At 52.8% G+C, this 12,774-nt stretch carries 13 protein-coding genes; 6 read left to right on the forward strand and 7 right to left on the reverse strand.

All coding sequences use genetic code 11. From position 1 onward, the window contains the following. Positions 1 to 66: 66 nt before the first annotated feature. Genes JI741_RS22785 through JI741_RS22805 form a run of 5 tightly spaced genes read right to left on the reverse strand, consistent with a single transcriptional unit; the run spans position 67 to position 4,689 of the window. On the reverse strand, positions 67 to 720 hold the full coding sequence (locus JI741_RS22785; protein ID WP_202013729.1) for a LuxR C-terminal-related transcriptional regulator: 654 nt from the start codon (positions 718 to 720) through the stop codon (positions 67 to 69). Position 721: 1 nt separating this feature from the next. Beyond that, positions 722 to 2,107, reverse strand: a complete 1,386-nt coding sequence (locus JI741_RS22790; protein ID WP_236676232.1) for a di-heme oxidoreductase family protein — start codon at positions 2,105 to 2,107, stop codon at positions 722 to 724. Positions 2,108 to 2,142: 35 nt separating this feature from the next. Next, positions 2,143 to 3,216, reverse strand: a complete 1,074-nt coding sequence (locus tag JI741_RS22795) for an imelysin family protein (protein ID WP_202013730.1) — start codon at positions 3,214 to 3,216, stop codon at positions 2,143 to 2,145. 17 nt (positions 3,217 to 3,233) lie between these two features. After that, on the reverse strand, positions 3,234 to 3,665 hold the full coding sequence (locus tag JI741_RS22800; protein WP_202013731.1) for a QcrA and Rieske domain-containing protein: 432 nt from the start codon (positions 3,663 to 3,665) through the stop codon (positions 3,234 to 3,236). A gap of 4 nt (positions 3,666 to 3,669) precedes the next feature. Further along, on the reverse strand, positions 3,670 to 4,689 hold the full coding sequence (locus tag JI741_RS22805; protein ID WP_202013732.1) for a hypothetical protein: 1,020 nt from the start codon (positions 4,687 to 4,689) through the stop codon (positions 3,670 to 3,672). A gap of 338 nt (positions 4,690 to 5,027) precedes the next feature. Between JI741_RS22805 and JI741_RS22810 the strand changes: the two genes are divergently transcribed. Beyond that, complete coding sequence (locus JI741_RS22810) at positions 5,028 to 5,588, forward strand: ferritin (RefSeq protein ID WP_202013733.1); 561 nt, start codon at positions 5,028 to 5,030, stop codon at positions 5,586 to 5,588. A 45-nt stretch (positions 5,589 to 5,633) separates the two neighbouring features. On the opposite strand, the gene JI741_RS22815 is transcribed toward JI741_RS22810, so the two are convergent. Together JI741_RS22815 and JI741_RS22820 are read right to left on the reverse strand one after the other, a co-directional pair. Continuing rightward, positions 5,634 to 6,257: an NUDIX hydrolase gene (locus JI741_RS22815; RefSeq protein WP_202013734.1), complete on the reverse strand. Its 624-nt coding sequence runs from the start codon at positions 6,255 to 6,257 to the stop codon at positions 5,634 to 5,636. Positions 6,258 to 6,340: 83 nt separating this feature from the next. Then, positions 6,341 to 7,354, reverse strand: coding sequence for a tetratricopeptide repeat protein (locus JI741_RS22820; protein WP_202013735.1), 1,014 nt, complete (start codon positions 7,352 to 7,354; stop codon positions 6,341 to 6,343). A 417-nt stretch (positions 7,355 to 7,771) separates the two neighbouring features. Here JI741_RS22820 and hisG point away from each other — a divergent pair, with 417 nt between their 5' ends. From hisG to hisH, 5 genes are read left to right on the forward strand one after another with little or no spacing between them, the layout of a single operon-like run. Next, positions 7,772 to 8,635, forward strand: coding sequence for an ATP phosphoribosyltransferase (gene hisG / locus JI741_RS22825; RefSeq protein ID WP_202013736.1), 864 nt, complete (start codon positions 7,772 to 7,774; stop codon positions 8,633 to 8,635). A gap of 50 nt (positions 8,636 to 8,685) precedes the next feature. Then, complete coding sequence (hisD, locus tag JI741_RS22830; protein WP_202013737.1) at positions 8,686 to 9,969, forward strand: histidinol dehydrogenase; 1,284 nt, start codon at positions 8,686 to 8,688, stop codon at positions 9,967 to 9,969. 20 nt (positions 9,970 to 9,989) lie between these two features. After that, positions 9,990 to 11,045 (forward strand): histidinol-phosphate transaminase, encoded by a 1,056-nt coding sequence (hisC, locus tag JI741_RS22835; protein WP_202013738.1) that lies wholly within the window; start codon positions 9,990 to 9,992, stop codon positions 11,043 to 11,045. A 9-nt stretch (positions 11,046 to 11,054) separates the two neighbouring features. Further along, positions 11,055 to 12,170: a bifunctional histidinol-phosphatase/imidazoleglycerol-phosphate dehydratase HisB gene (gene hisB / locus JI741_RS22840; RefSeq protein ID WP_202013739.1), complete on the forward strand. Its 1,116-nt coding sequence runs from the start codon at positions 11,055 to 11,057 to the stop codon at positions 12,168 to 12,170. Between the two features lie 12 nt (positions 12,171 to 12,182). Then, positions 12,183 to 12,767 (forward strand): imidazole glycerol phosphate synthase subunit HisH, encoded by a 585-nt coding sequence (hisH, locus tag JI741_RS22845; protein WP_202013740.1) that lies wholly within the window; start codon positions 12,183 to 12,185, stop codon positions 12,765 to 12,767. Positions 12,768 to 12,774: the final 7 nt, after the last annotated feature.

A 12,774-nucleotide genomic window follows, 5' to 3' on the forward strand; every position in this document is an offset into this window, starting at 1 on the left:
TGTCATTCGTAAGTGAACCCTTTTATAAAACCATCTGAAGCCAGAACGTGCATTCAGAGAGAATCTCTATTTCGGTTTGATCAATCCAAAGTCCATCGCGTAAATCACAAACTCTGTCGGCGATTTGATGTTGAGTTTCCGGATAATGCTCTTGCGATGTGTATGCACTGTGTGAGGACTGAGGTGCAGGGTGTCGGCAATCTGCTGTGTGGAATGCCCGGTGGCCAGCAAAGAAAGAATTTCTGTTTCGCGCGACGTGAGCACCGACGGATCGGCCGCGGGTGCTTCCGGCGAAAAGTGTTTTTCCATGATGATGTCGAGAATCTTGTGGCAGAAAAACTTTTCTCCCTTCGATACCGACTGCACGGCCATCATCACTTCTTCGCGTGAGCAGTCTTTGGTGACGTAGCCTTTCACACCCAATTGCAACACTTCCAGGATTGAATTCTTGGAATCGTCGGCCGACACCACGAGGATGTTGGGTGCGGTTTGCACCTTGGTCACATCCTGAAGGTCTTCGATGGTGATGAATCCGGGAAGGTTATAGTCGGCCACCAGCAACTGGGGTCTGTGCTTGTGCACGAGGTCAATCAGTTCGTCGCGATGGTTCACATTGGCCACGATTTCAAATTCGTCGCGGTTCCCCAGCAGGTGCACCATACCGGCGGCGGTCAGTGCCTGACTATCGGCCAAAAGGATTTTGAAGGGTACGTTCCTCACCTTACAACGATTCTAAAAATTTAACCAGCTTATCGCGATCTGTCTTTGACAGGTTGCTCACAAAGTCTTTCGATTGTTCCGCTTCGCCCCCGTGCCACATAATCGCTTCCAGAAGTGTGCGGGCGCGTCCGTCGTGCAAAAAGTTTTGATGACCATTCACGATGCGGGTCAACCCGATTCCCCAAAGCGGAGCGGTGCGCCACTCGCGACCGTTGGCGTCAAAGTCGGGGCGGTTGTCGGCCAGGTCTTCGCCCATGTCGTGCACCAGCACGTCGGTGTAGGGAAAGATGACCTGGTTCGAAATCTCCGGGAACGCAACATCTGTTTTTGTGCGGAAGCGCGGCACGTGACATTGTGCGCACTTGCCCTCCACAAACAATTTTTTTCCCTGCAACACCACAGCATCGTCGGCCGAGCGGCGTGCCGGCACGCCAAGGGTGCGGATATAAAACGCTACGCTGTGCAACAAACTGTCGCTCACTTCATACTCGTCGTCACGACCGTCGTATTGGGATTGGCCCATGGCGGTTTCGTGCGGGAAGATGAAGTTGGTGATGCCCATGTCTTCGTTATAGGCACCGGCCGACTGCTGCAACACCGAGGGGTTGGCGGCTTTCCATCCAAACTTGCCCAGTGTCATTTTGCCTTCCACAACATTCCAGGCATAGTTCGGTTTGCCCGAAATGCCGTCGTCGTTCATGTCTTCCACATCGGCATTGGCCAGGATGTCGGCTTCGTCAATCGCTTCCAGCAAGCCCAGGCCAAACACCGGTGGGGCTATGCGCGGCGAGATCATGACGCCGGCGGGCAAAGCTGTGTAGGGATTCTGCAGGCTATAGGTCGGAAAGCGAAGCGAATAAGCCTCGCCGTCGGCGAATGTATATTGTTTCTCGGTGTATTCAATCTTCACCAACGCTTCGGGTGCAACACCAAAGATGCCGCGCTGCTGCAGCTGTCCGCCAAAACCGGGCACGGGGTTGGGGCCACCGTGCGCGTCGGTGCCGGGAATGCTGATGCGAATCAACAATGACGAGAGTTGTTCGCCAGCGCCGGGTGGTTTGCCACGCCCGTCGTTGACGTGACACGAGGTGCACGACACGTTGTTGAAGATGGGGCCAAGGCCCGGGTTGATAGGCGCCGGCGCCGTAACGAATGTCTGACCAAACGCGCCATCGCCAATGCCATGCACATGCTCGCGTGCGCTCGTGAGGTTGGGGAATGCTGTGCTGAACGCGCCGACACCATTGTCGAACACCGTCTGCGATCCGCCCGACAACCACTCACTGTAGTCCGAATCCTGTAAGGCATCGGGTTCTACACACGCGTAGACAGACACAATGATGCCGATGATCATGAACAGCCGCACTATAATCTTATCCTTCCTCATCTCGTCAAATCGCCGTGTCCTTGTCTATATGTTACCTACTTTGCATGCTGCTGCACAAAAGGCAACAGCTGCTGATCCAGAATTTCTTTCAATTCCGCGATGGCATCAATGGCCGCTTGCACTTGCAGGGGTTTGTCAATGATGGCTTCGCCGAAAGGAACTTTAATGTTATCCAATGCCGCGATGGCGCTGGCCATTTTCAATTTCAGATCGCTGTCAAGTTGCAGGTTGTGGGCACGCACCACGTCTTCGAGGCCTTTTCCATCGGCTGTGTATTTGCCGAGGTAAACCGCCTGCACACCCTTGATGTTGTTGGTGAAATCGATGATAGAATTTTTCGCAAACGGCGATTCTTCAAGCGAAGGATCTTTTGCCACAAAAGGTTCCTTAATTTTTCCATCCGACACTTCTTCGCAGATGCCCACCATGGCATTCACCAGTTCTTCGTAGGCGCTCAGTTGTGTGGGGTAAACTGCGCTGCCATTGCCGGCGTTCACAAATGCGGTATAGTAGCTATTGGAGGTTGAGGGTTGCCACGAAGCGTTGAGGTCGGCTGTGAGAGTCTTCAGGTTCTTGGCCAGGCCAGTCAGGTATTCAAGGTCGCGAGCCGAAAGTTCGTCGGCCGCTTTGTCGCCGTTTTCGCCAAAGATGAGATACTCGATGGGGTGAAAACCTTTCAGGGCATCATCGAGGTCATCGATGTAGGCTTCTGTAAATTCATTTTCGCTGGCCAACTGAGCATCCAAATCCTGAAAGTTCACGGGCCATGTGTCGATGCGTGGATCGATGTCTTCGGTCGATACGGGGCCGAACAAAAATGCTTCCGATTGTTCCCAGGCTTCGCGGGCTTGCTTCCAGGTGGTGCGCGCAGCATTCAATTCTGCGTCGGTCGCTCCGTCGGTCGACAGGGCCACAACCTGATCATAAAGTGTGCTGGTCTTCGAGGCCAGTGAGCCGTATACGGTTTGGGGCAAGTTGGTCGAGAACTCCGTCAACACTTGTGCGTTCAGTTCGGTGTTCACCGCCGGTGTGCTTTCGTCGCTCGAACAATTGGCCAGGCTCACCACCACAGCGCCACTCAGCAACAGGTTTATATAGGATTTCTTCATGTGTGTATGAATTATGATTATGAGTTAAGATCGATGGTAATGTTCTGGTCCGATAACGTTGTCTTGAATTTCTTGAGAGGAAGCGGCGCCGGCTCCTTGGTCACGTTGCCGTCGAGGTCGAACGTGCTGCCGTGTTCCGGACAATAGAGGCCCGATTTGGTGGCCGACACAGGGTTGTCGCGGTGAGAGCATTTCATGTGCAGGGCGTTGTATTCTTCGGCGCTTTTCTTCACCAGCAGAATGTCGAACTGCACTTGCATGTCGCGCACGATCACCAGGTTGCTTTCGGCAAACGAGGTCAACGGCACGGTCACTGTTTTCTGTTCGAGATTGGCTTTAAATACCGGAAGCGACGAACAGGAAGAGAGTTGTGAAAACGTGAACCCCAGGGCCACCGTGCCGAGGCAGGTGGTGCAGGTGTCTTTCAAAAATTCTCGTCTCGTCTTCATGCTGTTAAAAACTATAGCCCAGGCCGATGTTGAAAAATCCGTTCGATGTGTAGTAAGGCAACTGCTGTGGAAAGGGAGTCACAATCAGGTCTTCGTTGCGCGGTTGTGTTTTGCGCAGGGCATAGTCCATCTTGATGATCACGCCGTTCACCGGCTGATAGGTAAGCCCCACCACGGTAAAAGTCTTATGATTCACGCCGTTCTTTATGCCGTTGGAGGGCACGCGATAGTTGATATCCATAAATTCCTGGCGAACAAACAGCGACAGGTTCTTATTGACATCGGGATTGATGATGCGATAGAAGTTATAGGCCACTTCGGCATAATAGCCCACCATCATGCTGGGTGTGTTGTTGGCATAGGCGCGGTTGATCGCGAACGCATCGCGAATGCCCGACACCGCGGCCAGTGCCTTGAACGACAAACCGTTTTGATGATACTGGGCATTGATCTCGCCCATCGACACCGGTGTGCCAAAGACGCCCGATTGAAGCTGAAGACTGTCGGCCACGCGTTTGGTCACTCCCGCACTGCCACCGTAGTAGCCGGACATTTGCAAACGCCAGCTTTTGACGTAATACAACACGGCGCCCGTCACAGCCAGGTTGGCGGCGGTGGCGTTGCTTCCCTCCTGCCGGCCTTCTTTTATGCCCGAGCCGTTCACAAAGTTGCGCGAGTTCAGGCCGTTCATGATGGCAAACGAATAGTTGAAGCCGGGAATGGAACGCACCGTTCCGTAGAGTCCCACGCCAATCTCACGCCATGTGGCGGGAATCAGAAACGTCTCCACATAGGGTCTGTCGTTTCCGTTGAAGGTGGTGGGCAAATGGTTTTCGTTGGTGATGCCGATGCGGGGAATGAAGAGGCCCGCCTGCAAATACATGTCACGATTCAATGAAAATTTCAGAAACAACTGCTCCATCGAAATCTCACCGCTGGGCTGGCCGCCAACCACTTTGGCATTCTCAAGTTCCAGCTCCGAAAAAAAGTAGATCCGGTTGCTGAACCGGTGACCGATGAACAAGACGTTGCGTGTGAGGTTCGCCGTAGCCGTTTTCAGCTGCGCATCGTATTCAACCTTCAGCTGACCGTAGCCGGAAAGGACGGTAGTGTTATTTGACCTTATCAGCCCTGCCGAAAGGGAGTCTTCCCGGGTAAGAACCTGGGCGAAAGCCCCGTTTAAGCAACTGATAAAGAGGACGATAGTCAGTAGGTGTTTCCTGGACGGTAGCATTTCTTCTCAAAATAGAGTGCAATACTATTTCTTATTTAGATTTAATCCAAATAGAAAGAGTTGAATTTATGAGCCCAAAAACGTGTTTTGCATAACTTGATTAAAGATTTAAACACACGAAAGACCCTATGAAAAAGCAGACCTATACCCCCGCGCGCTCGATCACTCCGGAGATTGAAGCCTTGTTAAATAAGCAGATTGTGATGGAAGGAAAATCTTCCGCGGCCTACCTGTCTATGGCCTCCTGGTGCGACACCCAGGGATTTGAAATATCGGCCGAATTCCTCTACAAACATTCTGAAGAAGAGCGCCATCACATGCTCAAACTGTTTCGCTATGTGAACGCCGCTGGTGGCCACGCACTTCAACCGGAAGTGGCGGGCATCAAGCATGAATTCAAAAGCTTGCGCGAAGTTTTCGAGCAGGTGTTGTTTCATGAAATTGAAGTCACCAAGTCTATCAACAACATTGTGGACCAATGTCTGCAAATCAAAGACTTCGCCACATTCAACTTCCTGCAATGGTATGTGAACGAACAGCGCGAAGAAGAAACGCTGGCCCGCCGCGCCGTAGAAATCTTCGACATCATCGGCGAAGAAGGTGTTGGCCTCTGGATGATCGACCAGGAAGTGGGCAAGCTCGAAGCCTATGCCGCGCGCGTTTCCGGAAAGATATCGTCAGAACGATAGTGTTCACGCAAAGCAAAGGCGCAACCGCCCATTGCGCCTTTGCTTTTATAAAACCTCGCGCAACACCAGGCGAAATTCATTCAGCATCATGGCCGTGGCACCCCACACCACTTCGCCTTCAATCTCAAAATGCGGGGCCATCATCCGCACCCTTCCCGCCACCAGAATTTCTTTTTCACGCACAGCATCCTCGCGCACCAATGCATCGACGGTGCACGACAAGATCCTGGCCACTTCATATTCATTGCGCACAAACACCGGCACGGCCGGGCTAAGCGCAACCACCGGGGTAACCATAAAATTGCTGGGGATCACAAAGAATGGCGAAAGGGTTCCCAGTACTTTCAGCGTGTTGGCCACGGTTCCGATTTCTTCTTCGGCCTCGCGCAACGCCGTTTGAACTGCCGACTCACCGGGCTCGGCTTTTCCTCCGGGCAAGCTGATCTGACCGCTGTGTGCACCGGGATATTCCTGTCGCTTGGTGAGCGGAAATTTCACTACGCCATCTTCTTCATAAAGTAAAATCAGCACGCCTCCGGGACGAGGCGGCAACCGGTGGCCAAAGTCCGGCATAGGTTGGCCAATGGGTGCTGCCCGCAGCGGCTCGTGGGCGGTTGGCCCCGGCAAGGGTTGTGTCAATCTCTCCTGTAGTCTCGCATACCAGTCCATGCGGGCCAAGTTGCAAAAAAGGAAACATTCCTCCACAGAAAATGAGGATTTGCAGAAAGGTAAATGCTGATTTTGTCTGGCCGTCAATTACACTTCGGCAGGTGTGCATCTTTTGGCACCTCGTTGCGTTCGATGGCCTTTGCATAGCTGGCACACGCCGCGCTGTTGTCGCCGGCCAGGCGATGGGCTTCTCCTAAGTAATAATACAAATGTTCGATAAACGGATCTATTCCCTCGGCCTGCTTCAACAGGCGAAGCGCGTCGGCATACTGCCTGGTCTGTAAATAATAAATGCCCTTGTTCCGATAGGCCCAGCCGTTGTAGGGATCGATGCCGATGCTGGCGTCGATGTCGGTCTTGCCTTTTTCGATGTCGTTGGTGAGCAGGGAAACGTAGCCGCGGTTGTTCAGGAAATAAGGATCGTCGGGATGGAGCGCCAGGGCCTTCGCCAGGTTTAGTTTGGCCTGGTCATAGTGCTGCAACTCCAGGTCCACCAGCGCCAGGGCGTTGTAGGCATTGCCTTCTTTGGCATTGAGGCGCAAGGCTTGTTCAAAATTCAGGCGCGCGCTGTCGAACTGTTTTTTATAATAGTGCACTGTGCCCAGGTTCACCAGCACTTCGGCATTTTTCGGATCAAGGGTTTGCGCGCGCTTAAAGGCATTCATGGCCTTGTCGAATTCGCGAAGGCGTGTGTGGATCAGGCCTTTCGAAAAGTAGGCCACGGCCGTGTCGGGTTTGTGTTGAATCACCTTGTCGATGTCTTTCAGGGCGCTATAGTATTCCTTCAACTCATAGGCAGTGTTGGCGCGATTGAGATAAGCATCCAGATAGTCGGGACGGCAGCCAATGGCGTGGTCGTAGTCGTTCAGCGCCTCGCGGAATTTAAGTTTGTTGAAGTGCAGTGTGCCCAGGTTGTTCCAGGCGTCGGCAAAACAGGAGTCGAGCTTCAGGGCTTCCTGCAGAAAGTGTTCGGCCTCGTCTTCCTTCCGGTTGGTGATCATGTCGTTGCTTTGCAGCAAAAAGCGTTGCAACCGTGTTTCCTTGCTTTCACCACAGGCCGCCAGCAAGAGCAACAGCACACCCATCATTCGTTTCATCGTCTTTTGAAAGTTTAAAGTCTCTACGTAATGTGCACAGGGTAGTTAACCATTTTAAAAGCAATCTCAACCCAACCCTGCGAACGAACGTTAACCCGACCAGGACCGGCGGTCCTTCAGGTCTCTCGCTGGTGGAGACGGCCTTTTTCCTAACTACCGTATGGGTCCGAAAGCTAAAGAAGAAGAGTGGAATTGCTTTATTTTATTTTTTCCGCGGTTCAAATTTTGAGATAAGTAAACTATTTGATTTCTTAGCACCCGCAAATGAGAAACACTATCAACATCGGCATCCACCACCATCACCATGTGAAGCACATCGTGCGTGGCAATGCTGTATCTTGATCGATCATAAAAGATTTTCAAAAGGCTTGTCACGGTGTGACAAGCCTTTTTTGTTTTTAAACCACTATTGAAGAAATGAACACATTATTGCGCATCGCCATTCAAAAATCCGGACGCCTGCAGGAAGGCTCACTCGACCTTCTTAAAGAAAGCGGCCTCAAGTTCAGCAATGGCAAAGACCAGCTCAAAACCCAGGCCCGTAACTTCCCCGTCGAAGTATTGTTTCTCCGCGACGACGACATCCCACAATATGTTGAAGACAAAGTAGCCGATGTGGGTCTCGTGGGTGAAAATGTTTTCGCCGAAAAACAAAAGAAAAACCAGATTGTGAAGCGCCTTGACTTCGCGAAGTGTCGCCTCTCCATCGCCATTCCCCGCGCCGAAACCTATGGGGGCATTCCTTCGCTCAACGGCAAAAACATCGCCACCTCCTACCCCAACATCGTCAAAGATTTTCTAAAGAAGCACAACGTGGTTCCTGCGGGCATCCACGAGATCAGCGGCTCTGTAGAAATTGCCCCCGGCATAGGATTGGCCGACGCCATCTGCGATATTGTGAGCACCGGCAGCACCTTGCTGAGCAACGGGTTGAAAGAAGTGGAAGTGGTGATGCAATCGGAAGCGGTGATCATTGCCAACCCCGACCTGGAACCAGAGAAACAAGCCATACTCGACAAACTGTTGTTCCGCATTGAAGCGGTGAAGAAAGCCAAGAACAACAAGTACATTCTCATGAACTGCCCGAACGACGCGATCGAAAAAATCACCACCGTCATTCCCGGCATGAAAAGTCCCACCATCATCCCGTTGCAACGGCAAGGGTGGAGCTCGCTCCATTCGGTGGTGGACGAAAATGATTTCTGGGAGAAGATCGACCTGCTGCGTTCGTTTGGCGCCGAGGGCATCCTGGTGATCCCCATTGAGAAGATGATTGTATAAGAAACAACACACTGGTTGTAGACAGACTTTTGACATAACTGATATCACCCATGAAAATATTTGACAATCCGGGCCGCGACGGCTGGGGCGAACTTTTGGAAAGACCCCAGCTTGCGCTGGAATTTTTGGATGGCGCCGTGCGCAACGTATTGAACCGCGTGAAGAAGTCGGGCGACAGCGCCCTTCGCGAACTCACCCTTCAATTCGATAAAGTGACCGTAGAAAATCTTCAGGTGACGGAAGCGGAAATTCAACGCGCAACGGATAGCCTGGACGAATCGCTGAAGACTGCCATCCGCACCGCCGCCGCCAACATCGAAAAATTTCACGCGGCCCAACGCCGCGAGCCGGTGATGGTGGAAACCACACCCGGTGTGATTTGCTGGCGCAAGGCCGTGGCCATCGACAAGGTGGGCATCTATATTCCCGGTGGCTCCGCCCCACTCTTTTCGACCGTGCTCATGCTGGGTCTTCCCGCAAAGCTCGCCGGATGTCGCGAAGTGGTGTTGTGTTCTCCGCCCGACAAAAGCGGTCAGATCAACCCGGCCATTTTGTTTGCCGCGCAGCTGGTGGGCGTGAAGAAAGTTTTCAAAGTTGGCGGTGCGCAGGCCATTGCGGCCATGGCCTATGGAACCGAAACCATTCCCAACGTTTATAAAATCTTCGGACCCGGCAATCAATACGTCACCAAAGCCAAACAGCTGGCGGTGGAAGAAGGTGTGGCCATCGACATGCCGGCGGGTCCTTCGGAAGTACTGGTAATGGCCGACGAATCGGCAAACCCTACGTTTATTGCCGCCGATCTTTTGTCGCAGGCCGAACACGGCGAAGACAGCCAGGTGATCCTGGTGCTCAACAACACAACGCACCTCGAAGCCATCCAGCAGGAAATTCAAAAACAACTGAACGCCCTTCCGCGCAAAGCCATCGCCGAAAAGGCGTTGCTCCACAGCCGCGTGGTGATTTTGCCCAACGAACAAGATGCGCTGGATTTTGTGAACGCCTACGCTCCCGAACACCTCATCATCAACATGAACAATCCCGAAGACATCGCCGGCAAGATTGTGAACGCAGGTTCCGTGTTCCTCGGCAACTACTCGCCCGAAGCCATCGGCGACTATGCTTCGGGCACCAACCACACGCTGCCCACCAACGGCCACGCAAAGGCTTTTGCCGGTGTGGCGCTGGAAAGTTTTATGAAATACATCACCTATCAACAACTCACCAAAGACGGTCTGCGCAAGCTTGGCCCGGTGGTAGAAAAAATGGCGGAAGCCGAGCAACTCATGGGCCATAGCATGGCCATTCGTGTTCGCCTCGACGCTCTTCAGTAACCCATCAAACAAACGCCACCATGTCATCACCAAAAAATACAGTCCTCGATATTCAGTCGCTTGTGCGCAAAAACATTCTGAACATGAAGCCGTATGCTTCTGCGCGCGATGAGTTTAAAGGCGAAGCAGAAGTTTCGCTCGACGCCAACGAAAATCCATACCCCACACCCTTCAACCGCTATCCCGATCCCCTGCAATGGGACGTGAAAGAGAAGCTGGCGGCGCTCAAAGGCGTGATGCCGCAGCAAATCTTTCTCGGCAACGGCAGCGACGAAGGCATCGACCTCATCATCCGGGCCTTCTGCGAACCGCACCAGGATTCCATTCTCATCACAGAACCAACCTACGGCATGTATTCCGTATGTGCCGATGTGAACGCCGTGAACGTGCAACGCGTGTTGCTCACACCCGAAACCTTCGACCTCGACCTGGATGCGGTTGTCAACAAGATTGATGCATCCACCAAAGTGATGTTCCTGTGCAGTCCCAACAACCCCACGGGAAATCTCCTGAGCCGCGAGCGTGTGGAAACGATGTTGAATCAATTTGCCGGCATCGTGGTGATCGACGAAGCCTACATCGACTTTGCCAACAGCAAGAGCTTTGCGCTGGAACTGTCGCGCTATCCCAACCTCATCGTGTTGCAAACCTTCTCCAAAGCGTGGGGCCTTGCCGGTCTTCGTTTGGGCATGTGCTTCGCGTCGGAAGCGATCATCAACGTGCTGAACAAAATAAAATACCCCTACAATGTGAACATCCAAACCCAGACGCTGGCGTTGACTGCGCTTGACAACGTTGCGCAAAAAGAGGCTTGGGTAAACGCCATCGTGAGCGATCGCGCCACGCTGGTGAACGCATTGCTAGAGCTTCCGTTGGTGGAGCATGTCTATCCTTCGGATGCCAACTTTGTGTTGGCAAAAGTCCGCGATGCGCACAACACCTATAAGTACCTTATGAACAAAGGCATCATCGTGCGCGACCGTTCGCGCGTGGCGTTGTGCGACGGCTGTCTTCGCATCACCGTGGGCACACCGCAAGAAAACAAACAACTCATCGACGCGCTGAAAACGCTATAACTCCACTGCATGAAAAAAGTATTATTCATCGACCGCGACGGCACCCTCATTCTCGAACCACCCGACGAGCAAATCGACAGTCTCGAAAAACTGGAATATTATCCCGGCGTGTTCAGCGGCCTCGGCAAGATTGCACGCGACACCGACTTTGAACTGGTGATCGTGACCAACCAGGACGGCCTCGGCACAGCAAGCTTTCCTGAAGAAACTTTCTGGCCCGCCCAAAACAAAATGCTGAAGACGTTTGAGAACGAAGGCATCCGCTTTCCAAAAATCTTTGTTGATCGCTCGTTTGCGCGCGACAACCAGCCCACACGCAAACCCGGCACCGGCATGTTGACGGAGTTCTTCAACGGTCAATACGACCTCGCTAATTCCTATGTGATCGGCGACCGCATCACCGATGTGGAACTGGCAAAGAACCTCGGCGCAAAAGCCATCCTTATCAACAACGGCAGCCTTACTGAAAAAGTGGCTGAGAAAGGACTCACCGACTATTGCTCGCTGGTGACCACAAGCTGGCAAGAGATCTACACACACGTGACATTGCCCGACCGGAAAGCCACGGTGACTCGCACCACCAAAGAAACCGACATTCGCATCACCCTGAACCTGGACGGCCAGGGCAAATCAAGCATCCACACGGGACTTGGTTTCTTCGACCACATGCTCGACCAACTGGCGCGCCACGGCAACATGGACCTCGACATCACCGTGAAAGGCGACCTTCACATCGACGAACATCACACCATTGAAGACACGGCCCTCGCACTCGGCGAAGCGTTTGTGGTGGCCCTTGGCACCAAGCGCGGCATCGAACGTTATGGCTTCACGCTCCCCATGGACGAATGTCTCGCACAAGTAGCCATCGACTTTGGTGGTCGTCCGTGGCTGGTGTGGAGCGCGGAGTTTAAGCGCGAAAAGATCGGCGAGATGCCAACAGAAATGTTTTTCCATTTCTTTAAATCGTTTTCCGACACCTCGAAAAGCAACCTCAACATTAAAGTGGAAGGCGACAACGAGCATCACAAAATCGAGTCGATCTTCAAGGCTTTTGCCAAAGCTATCAAGATGGCCGTGAAGCGCGAAGGCAACCAGCTGCCCACCACAAAAGGTGTTATCTAAAAAACAAACACGATGAAACTCGTTATCATAAAATACAACGCCGGCAACATTCAGTCTGTGTCGTTCGCCCTCGAACGACTGGGCGTCGACTTCGCCATCACCGACAGCCCTGAAGAAATTGCAAAAGCCGACAAGGTGATTTTCCCCGGCGTGGGCGAAGCCAGCACCACCATGGCCTACCTGCGCAACAAAGGGCTCGACCGGGTCATCACGTCGCTGAAGCAACCTGTGCTGGGCATCTGCCTGGGCATGCAACTCATGTGTACGTTCTCAGAAGAAAACAGCACCGACTGCCTGGGCATCTTCCAGGAAACGGTGAAGCGCTTTCTGCCCCAAGGCGACATGAAGGTTCCCCACATGGGATGGAACAACCTAACCCTGAGCAACGGCTGGCTCGACAACGCCATTGAAAGTCAGTATGCTTATTTTGTACACAGCTATTATGTGCCCGTGAATCCCCACACGTCGGCCATCACCGAATACATCAAGCCGTTTAGCGCGGCCATGCATAAGGATAATTTTTATGCCGTGCAGTTTCACCCCGAAAAGTCGGCGCAGGCCGGCGAGTTGGTTTTAAAAAGTTTTTTAGCGTTATAACCCATTG

The organism is Chryseolinea lacunae, assembly GCF_016735595.1.
GTDB classification, from domain to species: domain Bacteria; phylum Bacteroidota; class Bacteroidia; order Cytophagales; family Cyclobacteriaceae; genus Chryseolinea; species Chryseolinea lacunae.

Excerpts from the sequence above, each read along its gene's own strand:
- hisC (WP_202013738.1), top strand. The coding sequence starts at position 9,990 with ATGTCATCACCAAAAAATACAGTCCTCGATATTCAGTCGCTTGTGCGC.
- JI741_RS22800 (WP_202013731.1), bottom strand. The coding sequence starts at position 3,665 with ATGAAGACGAGACGAGAATTTTTGAAAGACACCTGCACCACCTGCCTC.
- JI741_RS22810 (WP_202013733.1), top strand. The coding sequence starts at position 5,028 with ATGAAAAAGCAGACCTATACCCCCGCGCGCTCGATCACTCCGGAGATT.
- JI741_RS22790 (WP_236676232.1), bottom strand. The coding sequence starts at position 2,107 with ATGAGGAAGGATAAGATTATAGTGCGGCTGTTCATGATCATCGGCATC.
- hisB (WP_202013739.1), top strand. The coding sequence starts at position 11,055 with ATGAAAAAAGTATTATTCATCGACCGCGACGGCACCCTCATTCTCGAA.
- hisH (WP_202013740.1), top strand. The coding sequence starts at position 12,183 with ATGAAACTCGTTATCATAAAATACAACGCCGGCAACATTCAGTCTGTG.
- hisD (WP_202013737.1), top strand. The coding sequence starts at position 8,686 with ATGAAAATATTTGACAATCCGGGCCGCGACGGCTGGGGCGAACTTTTG.
- JI741_RS22815 (WP_202013734.1), bottom strand. The coding sequence starts at position 6,257 with ATGGACTGGTATGCGAGACTACAGGAGAGATTGACACAACCCTTGCCG.
- JI741_RS22795 (WP_202013730.1), bottom strand. The coding sequence starts at position 3,216 with ATGAAGAAATCCTATATAAACCTGTTGCTGAGTGGCGCTGTGGTGGTG.
- hisG (WP_202013736.1), top strand. The coding sequence starts at position 7,772 with ATGAACACATTATTGCGCATCGCCATTCAAAAATCCGGACGCCTGCAG.
- JI741_RS22820 (WP_202013735.1), bottom strand. The coding sequence starts at position 7,354 with ATGAAACGAATGATGGGTGTGCTGTTGCTCTTGCTGGCGGCCTGTGGT.